At 42.1% G+C, this 16,649-nt stretch carries 19 protein-coding genes; all 19 read left to right on the forward strand.

The window, feature by feature from the left end:
• The first annotated feature begins 78 nt into the window (after positions 1-78).
• The 19 genes from TOCE_RS05500 to TOCE_RS05590 are packed head-to-tail and all read left to right on the forward strand — an operon-like array spanning position 79 to position 16,642.
• Entirely contained in the window at positions 79-1,293 is a 1,215-nt protein-coding gene (locus TOCE_RS05500) for a flagellar hook protein FlgE (protein ID WP_013275905.1), read from the forward strand.
• A 52-nt stretch (positions 1,294-1,345) separates the two neighbouring features.
• The gene (locus tag TOCE_RS05505; RefSeq protein ID WP_013275906.1) at positions 1,346-1,540 is read left to right on the forward strand and encodes a flagellar FlbD family protein; all 195 of its coding nucleotides are present in this window, start codon (positions 1,346-1,348) and stop codon (positions 1,538-1,540) included.
• On the forward strand, positions 1,540-2,346 hold the full coding sequence (locus TOCE_RS05510; RefSeq protein ID WP_013275907.1) for a flagellar motor protein: 807 nt from the start codon (positions 1,540-1,542) through the stop codon (positions 2,344-2,346). Before TOCE_RS05505 ends, TOCE_RS05510 begins: the two co-directional genes overlap by 1 nt.
• Positions 2,324-3,079: an OmpA family protein gene (locus TOCE_RS05515; protein ID WP_148218389.1), complete on the forward strand. Its 756-nt coding sequence runs from the start codon at positions 2,324-2,326 to the stop codon at positions 3,077-3,079. Before TOCE_RS05510 ends, TOCE_RS05515 begins: the two co-directional genes overlap by 23 nt.
• A 14-nt stretch (positions 3,080-3,093) precedes the next feature.
• A complete protein-coding gene (locus tag TOCE_RS05520) occupies positions 3,094-3,543 on the forward strand; it encodes a flagellar basal body-associated FliL family protein (RefSeq protein WP_041423878.1) in 450 nt (149 codons plus the stop codon).
• Between the two features lie 17 nt (positions 3,544-3,560).
• The gene (fliM, locus tag TOCE_RS05525) at positions 3,561-4,556 is read left to right on the forward strand and encodes a flagellar motor switch protein FliM (RefSeq protein ID WP_013275910.1); all 996 of its coding nucleotides are present in this window, start codon (positions 3,561-3,563) and stop codon (positions 4,554-4,556) included.
• A complete protein-coding gene (gene fliY, locus TOCE_RS05530; protein WP_013275911.1) occupies positions 4,549-5,637 on the forward strand; it encodes a flagellar motor switch phosphatase FliY in 1,089 nt (362 codons plus the stop codon). Before fliM ends, fliY begins: the two co-directional genes overlap by 8 nt.
• 18 nt (positions 5,638-5,655) lie before the next feature.
• Positions 5,656-6,015 (forward strand): response regulator, encoded by a 360-nt coding sequence (locus TOCE_RS05535; protein ID WP_013275912.1) that lies wholly within the window; start codon positions 5,656-5,658, stop codon positions 6,013-6,015.
• A 13-nt stretch (positions 6,016-6,028) separates the two neighbouring features.
• Positions 6,029-6,580, forward strand: a complete 552-nt coding sequence (locus tag TOCE_RS05540; RefSeq protein ID WP_013275913.1) for a flagellar biosynthetic protein FliO — start codon at positions 6,029-6,031, stop codon at positions 6,578-6,580.
• Positions 6,577-7,341, forward strand: coding sequence for a flagellar type III secretion system pore protein FliP (gene fliP / locus TOCE_RS05545; protein ID WP_013275914.1), 765 nt, complete (start codon positions 6,577-6,579; stop codon positions 7,339-7,341). Before TOCE_RS05540 ends, fliP begins: the two co-directional genes overlap by 4 nt.
• Before the next feature lie 24 nt (positions 7,342-7,365).
• On the forward strand, positions 7,366-7,635 hold the full coding sequence (fliQ, locus tag TOCE_RS05550) for a flagellar biosynthesis protein FliQ (protein ID WP_013275915.1): 270 nt from the start codon (positions 7,366-7,368) through the stop codon (positions 7,633-7,635).
• 16 nt (positions 7,636-7,651) lie between these two features.
• Positions 7,652-8,416 (forward strand): flagellar biosynthetic protein FliR, encoded by a 765-nt coding sequence (fliR, locus tag TOCE_RS05555; protein WP_013275916.1) that lies wholly within the window; start codon positions 7,652-7,654, stop codon positions 8,414-8,416.
• Entirely contained in the window at positions 8,413-9,486 is a 1,074-nt protein-coding gene (flhB, locus tag TOCE_RS05560) for a flagellar biosynthesis protein FlhB (protein WP_013275917.1), read from the forward strand. The genes fliR and flhB overlap by 4 nt, the downstream gene beginning before the upstream one ends.
• A gap of 3 nt (positions 9,487-9,489) precedes the next feature.
• The gene (gene flhA / locus TOCE_RS05565) at positions 9,490-11,520 is read left to right on the forward strand and encodes a flagellar biosynthesis protein FlhA (protein ID WP_013275918.1); all 2,031 of its coding nucleotides are present in this window, start codon (positions 9,490-9,492) and stop codon (positions 11,518-11,520) included.
• Complete coding sequence (flhF, locus tag TOCE_RS05570; RefSeq protein ID WP_013275919.1) at positions 11,521-12,645, forward strand: flagellar biosynthesis GTPase FlhF; 1,125 nt, start codon at positions 11,521-11,523, stop codon at positions 12,643-12,645.
• A complete protein-coding gene (locus tag TOCE_RS05575) occupies positions 12,642-13,514 on the forward strand; it encodes a MinD/ParA family protein (protein WP_013275920.1) in 873 nt (290 codons plus the stop codon). Before flhF ends, TOCE_RS05575 begins: the two co-directional genes overlap by 4 nt.
• A gap of 21 nt (positions 13,515-13,535) precedes the next feature.
• Positions 13,536-14,174 (forward strand): flagellar brake protein, encoded by a 639-nt coding sequence (locus TOCE_RS05580; protein ID WP_013275921.1) that lies wholly within the window; start codon positions 13,536-13,538, stop codon positions 14,172-14,174.
• A gap of 33 nt (positions 14,175-14,207) precedes the next feature.
• Positions 14,208-16,175, forward strand: coding sequence for a chemotaxis protein CheA (locus TOCE_RS05585; protein ID WP_013275922.1), 1,968 nt, complete (start codon positions 14,208-14,210; stop codon positions 16,173-16,175).
• A gap of 14 nt (positions 16,176-16,189) precedes the next feature.
• Positions 16,190-16,642 (forward strand): chemotaxis protein CheW, encoded by a 453-nt coding sequence (locus tag TOCE_RS05590; protein WP_013275923.1) that lies wholly within the window; start codon positions 16,190-16,192, stop codon positions 16,640-16,642.
• The last annotated feature ends 7 nt before the right edge of the window (positions 16,643-16,649 follow it).

The raw sequence follows: 16,649 nt of genomic DNA on the forward strand, positions 1-16,649 counted from the left end.
AGGAGGCTCAGGGCTCCGGAACGACAGAAGGAGTCCAGGCACCCCGAAATCATCAATTTAAACGGGGAGGTATAAATTATGATGCGGTCAATGTTTTCGGGCGTTACCGGCCTGAGAAATCATCAAATAAAAATGGACGTAATAGGCAACAACATAGCCAATGTCAATACGGTCGGTTATAAAAAAAGCCGGGTGACTTTTCAGGATACCCTGAGCCAGACCATGAGGGGAGCGTCTTCGGCACAGGGTAATCGCGGGGGAACTAACCCGATGCAGATAGGACTTGGGATGACAATTGCGGCCATTGACACCATACACACTCCGACCAGCCTTGAGGCCACGGGGAATATGACTGATCTTGCTATCGAGGGCGACGGCTTCTTCATACTGTCCGACGGCCAGGGTTACTACTATACGAGAGCCGGCAATTTCGGATTCGATGAACAAGGCAATCTGGTCAATACAGCCAATGGCTTTAAAGTAATGGGGTGGCAGGATTCATCGTCAAAGACGCCGCAGGATATAAAGCCGATAAATATACAGAAGGGCATGCTGATGCCAGCAAAACCCACAGATATAGTTGTGTTCGCAAAAAATCTAAACAAAGCTGACCAGGTAGTTACCATCCCGTTCAAGGTCTACGATTCCCTAGGAAGAGCCCATAACCTTACGATCACTTTTACAAATAATGGCGACAATACCTGGGACTATGACATAAGTTTCGACCCGACACTCATATCTGTATCCAGCGGTAGTGATACGGGCACGCTGGCCTTTGACCCTAACGGCAACCTTTCGGGGGGCAGTACAATAAACTCCGTTACACTTACAATAGTTGGGGCCAATCCTATTACATTCACTCCTGATTTCTCAAATGTAACCCAGTACGCAAAAGAGACCACCGTAGACCTCTCCTATCAGAACGGTTACCCGGCTGGTACCCTGCTTGGCATTTCGGTGGATTCTACCGGTACCATAACGGGCGTGTTCGACAACGGCCAGACTATGGAGCTTGCCCAGGTGGCCCTGGCGGTCTTCAACAACCCGGCGGGGCTAATGAAGGCCGGAAGGAACATGTATACTTATTCCAATAATTCGGGTGAACCGCAGATAGGCCTGGCTGGCACCGGCGGAAGGGGTACAATATCGCCGGGTTCGCTGGAAATGTCCAACGTGGACCTGGCAGAAGAGTTCACCCAGATGATAATAACCCAGAGGGGCTTCCAGGCTAATTCCAGAGTAATCACGGCATCTGACGAGATGCTTCAGGAATTGGTTAATATCAAGAGGTAATTTACTCGGAGCCCGGGCTCTTTAGCCCGGGCTGATGAAAAGAGGTGTGATGTTGGTTGAACTTACGAAATTAAACGGCAAGAGGTTTTACCTCAATGCTGAGCTGATTGAGACAATAGAGCCTACACCGGATACCGTAATAAAACTGACTAACGAGAAGACATACATAGTGCGGGAATCGCCCGAAGAAGTGGTGAACAAGGTCATCGAATATAAAAGAAGAATTGTAAAGGGAAGTGAAGGCTGATGGATCGCGCCACAATAATCGGAATAATAGGTGGGCTTATAATTTTCCTGTGGGCCATATACATGGGGGGACCCCTTAGCGCTTTTATAAATATACCTTCAATGCTGATAGTATTAGGAGGCGTTGTGGCTTCAACTCTGATAAATTACCCCCTCTCAAAACTCATAGAGGTTGTGAAAATACTTAAGGTTGTTTTTATAGAAAAACCGATGAGCAGTGAAGAGATAATCCGGACAATAGTAAACCTGGCGGATATAGCTAGGAGAGAAGGGCTTCTTGCCCTCGAGGATACAGCATCTCAGGTTCAAGACGATTTTATGAAAAGAGGCATAATGCTGGTGGTGGACGGTACCGATCCGGAGCTCGTTAAAAATATCCTGGAAACGGAACTAGCTTTTCTAGAGGAAAGACACAAAGAAGGCCAGAGCATATTTGAAACTATGGGCGCATTAGCTCCCGCATACGGGTTGATAGGTACCATAATAGGTTTAATCCAAATGTTGAATAAAATAGATGATCCCAGTGCCGTAGGCCCGGGGATGGCCGTGGCTCTTATAACCACTTTTTATGGAGCTGTTCTTGCAAATTTCCTTTTTCTTCCTATTGCCGGCAAACTGAAAGTTAGAAGCAAGCAGGAGATACTGATGAAAGAGGTAATAATAGAGGGCATTCTTTCCATACAGGCCGGGGAAAACCCCAGGATAATTGAAGAAAAACTCAAAGCATTTCTGGCTCCGAAAGTGAGAGAAACGTTAAAAGAAAGGGCCACTTCTTCAGAGAGCGGTGATAGCCTTGCCTGGCGTTAGAAGAAGGAACGGAGGGGGTAGCGATAGCCAGCCTCCCGGTGCTCCTCTCTGGATGACCACTTACGGTGACCTTATTACTCAGATTCTAATATTTTTCGTACTGCTATTTGCCCTTTCAAATATTGATGCCAAAAAGTTCGATATGGCTATGGCTTCTTTACAGGGCTCTTTTGGTTTATTAGATGGCGGGACAACGATGATAAATAAAGGTTTTATAGAGGGTGATGCACTCGGTGGGAATTTGTCGGGTGCCGGAGAAAGAAGGGAATTTGAGAATTTAGAAAACACCTTCCAAGAGATAATAAATGAAAATAATTTAAAAGGGATTAGGGTGGAAAGGGAGGAAAGGGGACTTGCAATAAGATTTATTGAAGGAGCCCTTTTCGATTCCGGTAAAGCTTACTTGAGAGAGGATGCCAGACAGGTACTGGATAAAATCGCACCTATCTTGAAAAAGATCCAGCGACCAATCAGAGTTGAAGGGCATACTGACAATGTACCAATCCATAACAGTGAATTTCCCTCAAACTGGGAACTGTCGACAACGAGAGCGGTTAATGTAGTCAGGTATTTTATTGAAAAACATAATATATCCCCCCATATGATCTCTGCTGCGGGTTACGGAGAATACCACCCTATTGCACCCAATGATTCGGAGAAAAACAGGGCCCTGAACAGGCGTGTAGACATAATAATATTAAATTCTTCCTCAGGAGCACAGGAGCCCAGGTGAATGGAGGTAAATTCATGCCTGAAGAGACAAACAATTCAAAAAGCAGGATGCAGTCCGTATTCGGCCTGCTGTTATTAATCGTATTATTCATGATAATTTCTACAGCGACTACATATTTTATTGCAAAAAATTTAATAGCGGAAGATGGAGAAAAAAAAGAAGAAAAAAAAGAAACTATAACTTATCAGTTGGGTGATTTTTTGACGAATCTCGCCGACAAAGGCTATATTAAACTTTCAATCGTATGCATATTGAGTGATAAGGAAACGGAAAAACAGATACAGGCTAAAGAGTATGAAATAAAAGACAGAGTTTATTCCATTCTTCGGTCCAAGACATATGACTCCGTAAAGGATAGTAAGGGTATGGAAATTCTCAAAAAAGAATTGAAAGAAAAGATAAATGCGGTGGTGGGGAAGGGGAAAGTAGAAGATGTATTTTTTACCAACATAATTGTAAACTAGTTAAGGAGGTCTGTAATTTGTCCGAAATTCTTTCCCAGAGTGAAATAGACGCTCTAATAGCTGCACTAACTACAGGTGAAATAAAAGCTGAAGAGATAAAAAAAGAAGCTAACGAAAAGAAAATAAAGGTTTACGATTTTAAAAAGCCCAATAAATTTTCGAAAGAGCAGCTCAATACACTCCACCTTATCCATGAAAATTTTTCAAGGCAGCTCATCACTTTTTTTTCAACCCAGTTAAGGACTCTGGTTCAAATAAATGCATCCAGCGTTGACCAGATGCCGTATTCGGAATTCATATCCTCCATTCCGAATCCGTCCATAATAGGTATTGTCGATTTCCAGCCGCTAAGGGGAGCTATAATTATTGCAATGAACGTATCCATGGCTTTTTCAATCATAGACAGGCTTTTAGGAGGGAGCGGTGAATATAAAGATAAACCCAGAGAGCCTACCGAAATCGAGGCTAATATCCTTCACAGGGTCTATTCAAAACTTGTTAAACTGATGCAAGAAGCGTGGCAGGATATTTTAGAAATTCACCCCGTTTTTGATAAACTTGAAACAAATCCCCAATTTGTTCAACTGGTCTCACCCAATGAGGCTGTAGCTTTAATTACAATCAATACGAGGATTGGCAAGACCGATGGGCTGATAAATATCTGCATACCTTATATAGTAATTGAACCTGTAATGTCAAGACTTTCTACCAAAATATGGTTATCGAACAGCAAAAAGGAGAGTCCCGAGAGCTTTATAAAAACCATAACCAGAAAGTTGGAAAATGTAAATGCCGAGATAAGAGCTGAGATCGGCAAAGCTAAAATAACCGTGAGAGAATTTTTAGATCTGGATGTAGGAGATGTAATACAGCTGGACAAGCATATTAATAGCGAAGTCGATGTTTACGTATACGATAAACTCAAATACAAAGGTATAATGGGTAAGCGAAACGGAAGGTTTGCGGTAAGAATTAATAAAGTTATAAGTGAGAGGGATGAAGCCAATGGATGAAAATCGGATTTTGTCGCAGGAGGAAATAAATGAGCTTTTGAATAAATCCCTTTCTAATCAGGATGAAGGGGAATTTCTTTCTCAGGAGGAAATCGATGCCCTAGGTGAAATAGGCAACATATCCATAGGTACTTCTGCTACCACCCTTTATACCCTCTTGAGAAACAAAGTAACTATAACCACCCCCGATGTAGCTCTCACCACCGTAGAAAAACTGCAAGAGAAATACTCAATACCTTTTATTGCGATTATAGTGGATCATACCGAGGGTATCGAGGGAAGCTCTATTTTAATAATGAAGGAAGAAGACGCAAAAATTATCGCTGATCTTATGATGGGAGGGGACGGCAGGAATACCGAGGTGGAACTCGATGAGCTAAGGTTAAGTGCCGTAGGAGAGGCGATGAATCAGATGATGGGATCCTCGGCCACCTCGCTTTCTACGATGTTGAAAAAAAACATCAACATTTCCCCTCCAACACTGAAACGAGTAAATTTTGCCGACGAGACGCTCCAAAGTTATTTCAAAAAGGACGAAAAGATTGTGAAGATTTCTTTTAAGATGGAGGTGGGAGACTTAATAGAAAGCGAAATCATGCTCCTCATGACAATACCTTTTGCAAAAAAGTTAGTGAGAGAGTTGATGTCCATATCAAAGGGAATTCCTTTCGAAACTTCAAAAAGCGATGATACGGATGAACATATTCTTGAAAATGCACCGCCCGAGCCGCAAAAGCCCTTCAATGAGAAAAAAGCAGAAAAAGTTAGCGTAAAACCTGTGGAACTCGAGGACTTCGGTGAGGCTGAAACTTCTGGTAAGAAATCTTCCCTGGATCTCATCATGGATGTTCCCCTCGAAATATCGGTAGAATTAGGGAGGACGGTTAAAAAAATAAAAGAGATCCTGGAAATAGGACCGGGTTCAATAATTGAGCTGGAAAAACTTGCGGGAGAGCCGGTGGATATCCTTGTAAACGGCAAGCTTATTGCCAGGGGAGAGGTTGTAGTGATCGATGAAAGTTTTGGGGTCAGAATAACCGAAATTTTAAATTCTATTGAGAAAGTACATTACTTACAGTAACCGGGAGGATGAGTGAAAATGGCAGGAATTTTGATCGTCGATGATGCCGCATTCATGAGGATGATGATTAAAGACATACTCACAAAGAACGGGTATGAGGTTGCTGGAGAAGCCGAAAACGGCGCTGTTGCTGTAGAGAAGTATAAAGAATTGAAACCCAGTCTAGTCGTGATGGATATTACTATGCCGGAAATGGATGGCATAGAAGCAGTGAGGAGGATAAAAAGCATAGACCCTGATGCGAGGATAATAATGTGTTCCGCAATGGGACAACAGGCAATGGTGATAGACGCAATACAGGCAGGAGCCAGGGATTTCGTCGTTAAACCGTTTCAGCCAGACAGGGTGCTGGAAGCCGTTAAAAAAGCTCTGTCGTAAAGAAGGTTGCAACATGAAAAAAAAGTACGCTTTTTATGCTTTGATCATTTTAGCAGTATTGTTTTTAGGATTTAAAGGGAGCTTGGCGGCGCCGGGGGATGATGGCGATCCGATAGATGTAAATAATTTAAAAAAGTACAGTTTTGAAAAACCTATCGATTCACAACAGAATTATTCATCGTGGCAGAGCTTTTTGAAGTTCGCAGTGTATTTTATTACTTTAGTTTTTGTTTGCATCCTGGCGCTTATAATTACCCGGTGGCTGGCAAGATTAACACCGTATTCGCGCTGGAAGAGCAAGTACATGGAGGTAGTGGATGTACTTCATCTGGATTCCCATAACCGTGTATTTATAATTAAATCTCCGATCGGGCTGCAAGTACTGGCTGCATCAGAAAAGGAGATTCGCCTTATCGGAAAGCTGGATGAAAAAACTGCGGAACTAATTTATGAGGCTGAAAATACCGGTAATTTTGAAAACAGGAATTTTGCAAATCAACTTGATAATTTTTTAAAGAAAATAAAAAGCTTTCACAGTATTAAAGACGGTGATGCAAAATTATGAAGAAAAAAATTAGATGGGTCACGGCGTTTCTCGCGGCTGTAATTCTCTTGTCAATACCAATAACGGCTTTGGCTGATCCAGAGCCACCTATTCCAATGCTGGATTTTGTAAGATCGGCGCGCAATCCCCAGGAAACGGCTTTATCGTTGCAGGTCCTACTTATTCTGACAATACTGACCCTGGCTCCGTCCATCCTCATAATGATGACTTCATTTATAAGAATAGTAATCGTGTTTTCCTTTGTCCGCAGTGGTCTCGGGACTCAGCAGATACCTCCAAATCAAGTTCTCATAGGACTGGCGTTATTCATTACATTTTTCGTCATGGCTCCTGTTTTTGACGATATAAACAAAAACGCGATTCAGCCCTATATGAGAGAAGAAATAACCACGCAGGAAGCTTTACAGTTAGCGCAAAAACCGCTGAGGGATTTTATGTTCAGGCAAACCAGAGAAAAGGATTTAGCCCTATTTCTCTATCATGCCAAACTACAAAACCAGGTAAGAACCCTAGATGATGTTCCAACTTATGTTTTAATACCGGCTTTCATTATAAGTGAATTAAAAACCGCTTTCCAGATGGGATTTATAATATTCGTGCCTTTTCTGGTGATAGACATGATTGTGGCGAGCACTCTCATGTCCATGGGTATGTTGATGTTGCCGCCCGTTATGATATCACTTCCGTTTAAGATACTGCTGTTCGTTATGGTTGACGGGTGGAATCTTGTTGTAAGTTCTCTTTTATCGAGTTTTCATTGATAATGATCGGGGTGGGATGACTGATTGACACAGGAGACCGTAATTTATCTTGCCCGTGAGGCCCTTAGCATGGTTATACTGGTGTCAGCTCCAATGTTGGGCATTGGAATGCTGGTGGGACTGTTAATTAGTATTTTCCAGGCTACGACTCAGATACAGGAGCAATCCCTGACGTTCGTGCCCAAGATCGTAGTGGTGATGATGGCTATTTTGATATTCGGGCCGTGGATGCTTAATCTGATGGTAAACTTTACCGAAACTTTATTTAGAGAAATGCCCAATTTTATCCATTGAGCATCGGTGAATAAAAATGGAATTTATAATAGTAAATTTTTTGCTTGTTTTTTTCAGGATTTTGGGTTTTTTTATCCTAACACCGGTCTTCGGCAGGCGTGAATTTCCGGTACAGGGCAGATTGGGTGTTTCAGCGCTAATAGCCGTAATCTTATACCCGGTTGTAAATAAAATACCCCTTCCTGATAACCTGTGGGATACGGTGATCCTTTTTATCAGGGAAACAGCAGTAGGGCTTTCAATAGGGTTCATAACATTTGTAGTATTCTCGGCAGTTTATATATGCGGTGAAATAATAGACCTGCAAATGGGCTTCGGTATAGTAAACGTCATAGATCCTCAAACCAACGCCCAGATACCGGTAATGGGGAATTTCTTTTACATTCTGACTATCCTCATATTTTTGAGCATTAACGGCCATCATGTTTTGCTAAATGCCTTAATGAAAAGTTATGATATATTACCCCTAGGAGGAGCAGGCTTACACGATTCTTTCCTGGAGGGAATGCTTAAGAGCTTTTTTGAAATGTTTGCTGCAGGGGTAAAAATGAGTATCCCTGTTGTTGCAGCAACTTTCCTGGCGGATTTTGCCCTTGGCGTTATAGCCAGAACGGTACCCCAGATGAATGTGTTTATTGTGGGACTGCCCTTTAAAATAATTATCGGTTTTATTGCCCTGATTATAGCGCTACCGATGTACGTGTTGGCCCTGGATGTTTTATTCAGCGGTAGTTACAAAAGTATACAGCTAATACTGCGAGGAATGTTGAATTCACCATGAACTTACAGCTATTTTCCCAGGAAAAAACAGAGAAAGCGACTCCCCGAAGAAGGCAAAAAGCCAGAGAGCGGGGGCAGGTTTTTTCGAGCAGGGAGCTTAATTCTGCTTTAATTCTCCTCGCAAGCTTTGTTCTTTTAAAAATTTTCGGGATTTACATATTCGAAAATACCGGTTCGTTTTTAAGGCAGTTTTTTATAGAAAATTTAATTAGACAAGATCTCAGTATCAGTGACATTTACGGCATATTTTATTCTTCTATTGTGTTTGTATTAAAGTCGACAGCGCCCGTGGCTGTAGGCATAGTTTTAGTTGGACTTCTGGTAAATTTTTTACAGGTTGGTTTTGTATTCAGCCTCGAACCTATTTCACCTAAGCTCGACAGAATAAATCCGGTCGAGGGAGCAAAAAGGATTTTTTCCAAAAGGAGCCTGATCGAGCTTGTAAAAGCATTAGTTAAAATAATCCTGATAATTTACATATTTTATGGTGGGTTCGTTGAAATAAAAGATACTGTAGCACTGATGCTGGATATGAGCTTTACGGAATCGCTGGGATATTTTACGAGCATGATGTTTAGATTGGGATTGAAGGTAGGCATTGCACTTTTGGTTCTTTCAGTTCTTGACTACGGTTACCAGTGGTATGAGTACGAGAAGAGCCTGATGATGTCAAAGGAAGACGTCAAAGAAGAACTCAAAGAAGTGGAAGGTAATCCGCAGATTAAATCCAGAATACGTCAGGTACAGCGCCAGATGTCGCGAAGGCGCATGATGCAGGAAGTTAAAAAGGCCGATGTGGTAATTACAAACCCAACCCACATCGCGATTGCTTTAGGCTATGATGCGTCGGTTCATGCGGCACCTGTCGTCTTGGCAAAAGGAACCGGTGCCATTGCCGAAAAGATAAAGGAGATAGCCGAAAGGGAAGATATACCGATTGTCGAAAATAAGCCGCTTGCCCAGACCTTGTTTAAGTCGGTAGAAGTAGGTGATATTATCCCCGAAGAGTTCTATAACGCCGTCGCCGAAATTCTCGCTTTTGTCTATAGTTTGAAGGGGAGGAGGGTGTAGTAGTTGAAATCCTACGATGTGGCTGTAGCTTTTTTTGTGGTTCTGGTTATCGTTATGATGGTAATACCTTTACCTTCGGGGTTACTTGATATACTGCTCTCATTTAATATAACATTTTCCCTGGTAATTCTGCTGGTAGCCATGAATACGGAGAAACCTCTTAGCTTTTCCATATTCCCATCTTTACTGCTGATGGCTACGCTGTTCAGACTTGCTCTCAATATATCTTCAACCCGTCTGATATTGTTAGAAGGTTATGCCGGTCAGGTTATTGAGGCTTTCGGAAATTTCGTGGTCAAGGGCAACGTGCTGGTAGGATTTATAATTTTCCTCATCATAGTTATCATTCAATTCATGGTTATTACGCGCGGCGCTGAAAGAGTCGCCGAAGTGGCTGCAAGATTTACTTTGGATGCAATGCCCGGCAAGCAGATGAGCATCGATGCAGACCTTAATTCCGGTCTTATCACTGAAGCCGAAGCCAGACAGCGCCGAATGGAAATTCAGCTGGAAGCGGATTTTTACGGGGCTATGGATGGTGCCAGTAAGTTTGTAAAAGGCGATGCCATAGCAGGAATTATTATAACGGCCATAAACATCATTGGTGGATTGATTACGGGGATGGTCTTCCAGGGCCTCGACGCAATGACCGCATTAAACAGATACGTCCTTCTTACCGTTGGGGACGGACTGGTAAGCCAGATACCTGCACTGCTTGTATCTACAGCTACAGGCATCATAGTGACAAAAGCGGCCAGCGAAGGGAATATGGGGGAAGGTCTCATAAAACAGCTTACTTCCTACCCGAAGATCCTGCTGATAGCCGCCGGTGTGCTAGCCTTTTTCGCGGTAATTCCCGGTCTGCCGCATATTCCATTTCTGGCCCTTGCGGGAATATTCGGATACATGGGTTTGTCCATACAGAGGATATCCCAGCGGGAAAATTTGAAGGAGCAGGAAATGCGCAAAGAAAAGGAACTGGAAGAAATCAGAAAGCCGGAGAACATACTGTCATTGTTGCAGGTAGATCCTATCGAAGTAGAATTCGGCTACAACATAATACCCCTTGCCGATGTAAACCAGGGAGGGGACCTGCTGGACAGGGTGATTATGATAAGGCGCCAGTGTGCGCTGGATCTGGGCATGATAGTTCCGATGGTGAGATTGAGAGACAATATCCAATTAAAGCCCAATGAGTACGTTATAAAAATAAAAGGTGTAGAAGCAGCAAGAGGGGAACTGAAAGTTGACCACTACCTGGTGATGAATCCTACCGGTGGGCCTATAGAAATAGACGGTATTGATACCCGGGAACCCGCTTTCGGATTACCGGCGAAGTGGATTACTAGCGATAAAAAAGAAAAAGCTGAAATACTTGGGTACACTGTAGTGGACTCTTCATCGGTTATAGCCACCCATCTGACAGAGATAATAAAAGCCTATGCCCACGAGCTGATCGGAAGGCAGGAAGTGAAGAATATCCTGGATAATATAAAAGAGCAATATCCTTCTCTTGTCGAAGAACTAGTGCCAAAAGTTTTGACCCTCGGTGAAATCCAAAAGGTGCTGTCAAATCTACTCAGAGAAAATGTACCAATAAGAGATATGGTTACGATACTGGAGACACTAGGTGACTACTCTAACATAACCAAAGATACCGATGTCCTGACGGAATACGTAAGGCAGCGGTTGAAAAGAGTTATAACCAGCCGGTTTATTCCCGATAAAAAGGCTCATGTAATAACCCTTGACAAGAATGTAGAGGAGCTCATTTCAAACTCGGTTACCCAGACGGAGAACGGTGTGTACATCTCGATCGATCCGGCTACTGTTCAAAAAATGATAAGCTCGTTGATAGACAACATCAATCAGGTCACAAGGCGCGGGATGCAGCCTATTGTTCTGACCAATCCCCTTGTCAGGAGACATTTTAGAAAAATTATAGAAACCAGCCTACCACATATACCGGTGCTGTCTTACGGGGAGATAGATCCAAATGTAGAAGTAAGGTCAGTGGGGACGGTGAAAGTGTAAATGAGGATTAAGACTTACATAGCAGATAACATACAGGAAGCGCTTTACAAAGTAAAAAGTGAGCTTGGAAAAGATGCAATAATTCTTCAGACAAGGCAGATTAAAAAGGGCGGGATTCTGGGATTTCTTTCCAAGACCAAAGTTGAAGTAATAGCCGCCTGTGACGTAAACGCAACGGCAAAACCAATGTCAAACCCCGTGATATACTCGGTACCTAAAAGGGAAAACAGCCAAGAAAAACTGGAAGATATAAAAAACGAGATAAACGAAGTAAAAGATATGCTGAAAAATCTGTACTCCCGAGGTGTACATATAGAAAAACCCTTGCCGGACTTACCGTCACCACTGGGTGAAATATACCAAAGGCTTAAATTGATGGAAATAGATAAGGATTTAATAGATAAGTTTATCGATGGTTTAAAACGAGATTTTCCCGGTGAAAACTTTGACGAAAATGCGGCCAAGACTTATTTAAAAAACCAGATTATATCAATAATAAAGCCCACGGAGCCAATAAAATTTTTGGAAAGCGAACCATCCAAAATCGTGTTTGTAGGTCCGACCGGAGTTGGAAAAACTACCACGATAGCAAAACTCGCTGCTTTTTATACGCTAAACCAGGGAAAAAAAGTTGCCCTAGTTACTGCCGACACTTACCGGGTTGGTGCTGTTGAGCAGCTGAAGACCTATGGGGACCTTCTTGAAATTCCGGTAGAAGTAATATTTGAACCAAAAGAAGCCCCGATTTTATTGAAGAAGCTTTCCGGTTACGACCTAATTTTGATCGACACTATGGGTACAAGCCCCAGGAATAAAATGCAGATCAAAAAAATTAAGGGTTTGATAGAAAATATAAAGCCAACAGAAACCCATATGGTAATAAGTGCTACAACCAGAACAGGGGATATTTACGAAATTCTGGAGAATTACAAGGAAATAAATTATCAAAAACTTATCTTTACCAAACTTGATGAAACCAGAACCTACGGACTAATATTGAATGCTATTTATTCTACAAACTGCAGTCCCTCATACCTTACGGTTGGTCAAAACGTTCCAGACGATATAGAGGTTGCCTCGGCTGCCAAAATAGCAGATCTCATCCTGGAGGGAAGCGATCGATGAACGATCAGGCCAGTAAACTGCGGAGCTTGGAGAAAAGACGGGTTCATCAGGTAAAGGTTTCAAATTCGGTTAGGGTTATAGCAGTGACCAGTGGTAAGGGTGGAGTGGGAAAAACTAATTTTTCGGTTAACGTATCCATTGCGCTGCAGGAAATGGGTAAGAGCGTCCTATTAATTGACGCCGATCTTGGGCTTGCAAATGTCGATCTTTTAATGGGGCTAAATCCTAAGTTTAACTTATTTCATGTGTTAGCAGGTCAGAAATCTATAAATGACATCATTTTAGATGGACCCGGAGGAATAAAGATAATCCCCGGCGCTTCAGGACTTTATAATCTCGCCAATCTGTCGCAGACCGAAATCGACGGACTGATCAAGGCCTTTAATAATATAGATCTGCCCCTAGATATTATAGTTATCGATACCGGTGCAGGTATATCTAAAAACGTTATGAGCCTCGTCCGCGCTTCGAAAGAGGTTGTTGTGGTAACAACGCCGGAACCCACTTCGTTGACCGATGCATATGCAGTTATCAAATTGGTTCACAAGGATGTCGAAAAAATACATCTTGTCGTCAATAAAGCCGATAATTTCAAAACCGCAGAGGCAACAGCTCAAAGGTTAACGAATGCTTCTTTAAAGTTCTTGAGCACCTCCATAAATTATTTAGGTTTTATACTAGAGGATAAAACGGTTTTTCGTTCAAATATGGAACAAGTCCCTTTTTATGTAAGATTTCCAAGTAGCCTTCCATCGAAATGCGTGATGAATATCGGTAGGAGACTACTTGAGGGTGAACTCGATTTTCCTGTTAGAGAGCAAACGGTCGGGGGCTGGATAAAAAAATTTTTATCATTTATGAGGAAGTAAAAAACGGGGGTTTCTAAGTCTATGAAAAATATGCATTTGGAAGTAGGAATGAAAGTCGAGATCGAGGTAATTAGGGATGATCAGAATATAACACTTCCCACAAAAGTGGAGGATTTTGACGGTGACAGGATTTTGCTGGGAATGCCCTTTTTTGAGGGGAAGCTTTTTTTCCTGAAATCCGATGAGCTTGTCAGAATTTACTACGCAAAAAACTCTAGCTTTTATTTCGTAAAAGCTAGAGTTGTGGACAAAAAATATGCTCCGATTCCGATTATAGCGGTCGAACTGCTGGGACCTCCGGAAAAAAACCAGAGAAGGGGTTATTTCAGGTTACAGGTCTCTTTGAACGTAAAGATTAGACCTGAAGGGACAGAAAACTGGATAAATGCTTATGTAATCGATTTGAGTGCCAGCGGAGCGATGATATATTTCAGAAAGGAAATAGAGAAAGGGCAGATCGTTGAGATAAAATTGCAGCTAGACTCGAAAGAACTCAATTTGAAAGCAAAAGTCGTTAGGATAACCAAAGATCCTGGTAGGCGCATTAGTCCGTATAATATGGGGGTACAATTCATCGATATAGAGGAGCATATAAGGGACGAAATCATAAAATTCGTTTTAAGCGAACAAAGAAAATTACGTAAAAAAGGTTGCATTTAGATAAATTTTACAGCCAGGAGGTGAATATATAAAGTGGATAATCGGTACTTGAATGTATTTCTGGAAGAAGCAAATGAACATATTCAGAATCTGAATAATGGTCTTTTAGCTCTCGAGAGCGAGCCAAGCCAGGAAATTTTGGATGAAATTTTCAGGTCAGCTCACACGCTGAAAGGCATGGCGGGTACAATGGGTTTTAATAAAATATCCGAGTTGACCCATGAAATGGAAGACCTGCTGCATGAAATAAGGAACGGAAGTTTATCGATCACAAACACCATTATAGATGTACTCTTGAAGTGCGTAGATATGCTCCAGGAAATGACAGAACAGATTTCTAAAGAAGGATGGGAAGGAGAAACCGACATCCGGCCTGCCATAGCCGAAATAAAAAAAGTTATGTCTAATACGTCTAATGACAGCAAAGCTGCGGACGAGTCGGAAGGAAAAGATGATACAGGTTTTAATGAATTTGAACTTCGACTGATGGAAGAAGCGGCTAATAAAAACTTAAAAACATGGGAATTACACGTGGAACTGGAAGAAAACTGTCTTCTTAAATCCGCACGGGCTTTCCTGGTGTTCAAAACTCTAGAGAATCTGGGAGAAATAATAAAGACAAAACCTCACATTCAAGATATTGAAGACGAAAAATTTGATAAAGAATTTTACATTTACATAATATCTTCCAGATCGGAAGAAGACCTCTTAAATGCGGTTAATTCTGTGTCAGAGTTAAAATCGGTTAATGTAAGGGAAATTAATTTGGGAAATTTCCAGAAAAAGCTGACGGTTGCAAGGGAAACGTCCTCTGTCAAAGAAAGCCCAAAAGAGACAAACAGGATCAGAAATACCAGCAAGACGCTGAGAGTGGATATCGAAAGACTGGATAATCTTATGAACCTTGTCAGCGAGCTTATAATTATAAAAACACGTTTAGAAGAGCTGGATAATTTAACCGAACAGGGGCAAAAAAGAAAAGAAGCCTTAGAATATCTGGAAAGAATAACTTCAAACCTCCACGACGCGGTCATGAAGGTAAGGATGGTACCCATTGAAAATGTTTTTAACCGGTTCCCAAGGGTGGTACGCGATCTGTCAAGAGAACTGAACAAAGAAGTCAAGCTGGTAATTGAGGGTGCTGAAACCGAACTGGACCGGACGGTTATAGATGAAATAGGTGACCCACTGATACATCTGATAAGAAACGCCTTGGATCACGGAATCGAAACGCCATCGGAAAGGTTAAAAAAAGGCAAACCCAGAGAAGGCACATTAAAGTTGAAGGCCTTTCACGACGGCAATAATGTTGTAATAGAGGTATCCGATGACGGGCGCGGCATCGATGTGGAAAAAGTATTGAAAAAAGCCCAGGAAAAAAACATGGTAGATAAATCCCAGGTAAAAAAATTAAAGGAAATTGAAATCCTGAGTTTCCTATTTGAATCCGGATTCAGCACCAGTGAGAGAGTGACGGACATTTCGGGAAGAGGAGTAGGGCTGGATGTTGTCAAGACTAAAATCGAATCCCTGGGTGGTTCTGTAGAAATTAAGACCGCGAAAGATGAGGGTACGACCTTTTCTATACGGCTGCCTTTGACTCTCGCCATAATCCAGGCTCTAATGGTCCAGCTGGGTCAGGAAAAATACGCCATACCTTTGAGTGCAATTAAAGAAATAGTAATTATACCTAATACGGAACTTAAAAAAGTACATAAACACGAAGTGATACTACTGAGGGGAAATGTAATTCCAGTTTTGAGATTGCACGAGATGCTTGACATACCTGATAACTGTCTGAAAAATGAAAATCTCACGGTGGTTATTGTAAAAAAAGGAGAGAAAGACGTAGGATTAATAGTCGACTCTCTGCTGGGAGAACAGGAGATAGTCATTAAGTCACTGGGCAACTTTTTGAAAAACATAAGATTTATAGCCGGCGCTACAATTTTGGGCGACGGTCAGGTTGCACTGATTCTAGATATCAATGCTTTGATTTAAAGGGGGTTCGTGCCATGGAGGAAGTTCGCCAGTTTGTGGTATTTAGACTGGGGCAGGAAGAATATGGGGTGGATATACTGCAGGTGAATACGATCGAGCGGATGATGCCTATAACCAGGGTTCCGAAAGCGCCGCATTATGTGGAAGGAGTTATAAACCTGAGGGGTGAAATAGTTCCGGTAATAGACCTGAGGAAGAGATTCGACCTACCCCCGCTCGAAATTACCGGTGATACGAGAATCATTATAGTTATGGTAGATGATTTAACTGTGGGAATGATTGTGGATTCCGCTACGGAGGTTATACAGCTGCCTCAGGAAGCTATCGAACCCTCAACCTCCGTTGCGGGAAACATCAATTCCGAGTTTTTAGAAGGGGTGGGCAAATTAAACGACAGGCTGCTTATAATATTAAATCTTGAAAAAATATTAAGGCCCGGAGAGCCCCAGCAGAGGGCCATAATGTGAGGTTCGA

The organism is Thermosediminibacter oceani DSM 16646 (assembly GCF_000144645.1).
GTDB classification, from domain to species: domain Bacteria; phylum Bacillota; class Thermosediminibacteria; order Thermosediminibacterales; family Thermosediminibacteraceae; genus Thermosediminibacter; species Thermosediminibacter oceani.

Coding starts and splice junctions, on each gene's coding strand:
- TOCE_RS05500 (WP_013275905.1), top strand. CDS start 79: ATGATGCGGTCAATGTTTTCGGGCGTTACCGGCCTGAGAAATCATCAA.
- TOCE_RS05535 (WP_013275912.1), top strand. CDS start 5,656: ATGGCAGGAATTTTGATCGTCGATGATGCCGCATTCATGAGGATGATG.
- TOCE_RS05575 (WP_013275920.1), top strand. CDS start 12,642: ATGAACGATCAGGCCAGTAAACTGCGGAGCTTGGAGAAAAGACGGGTT.
- fliP (WP_013275914.1), top strand. CDS start 6,577: ATGAAGAAAAAAATTAGATGGGTCACGGCGTTTCTCGCGGCTGTAATT.
- TOCE_RS05520 (WP_041423878.1), top strand. CDS start 3,094: ATGCCTGAAGAGACAAACAATTCAAAAAGCAGGATGCAGTCCGTATTC.
- flhF (WP_013275919.1), top strand. CDS start 11,521: ATGAGGATTAAGACTTACATAGCAGATAACATACAGGAAGCGCTTTAC.
- fliY (WP_013275911.1), top strand. CDS start 4,549: ATGGATGAAAATCGGATTTTGTCGCAGGAGGAAATAAATGAGCTTTTG.
- flhB (WP_013275917.1), top strand. CDS start 8,413: ATGAACTTACAGCTATTTTCCCAGGAAAAAACAGAGAAAGCGACTCCC.
- TOCE_RS05510 (WP_013275907.1), top strand. CDS start 1,540: ATGGATCGCGCCACAATAATCGGAATAATAGGTGGGCTTATAATTTTC.
- TOCE_RS05540 (WP_013275913.1), top strand. CDS start 6,029: ATGAAAAAAAAGTACGCTTTTTATGCTTTGATCATTTTAGCAGTATTG.
- fliR (WP_013275916.1), top strand. CDS start 7,652: ATGGAATTTATAATAGTAAATTTTTTGCTTGTTTTTTTCAGGATTTTG.
- TOCE_RS05580 (WP_013275921.1), top strand. CDS start 13,536: ATGAAAAATATGCATTTGGAAGTAGGAATGAAAGTCGAGATCGAGGTA.
- TOCE_RS05590 (WP_013275923.1), top strand. CDS start 16,190: ATGGAGGAAGTTCGCCAGTTTGTGGTATTTAGACTGGGGCAGGAAGAA.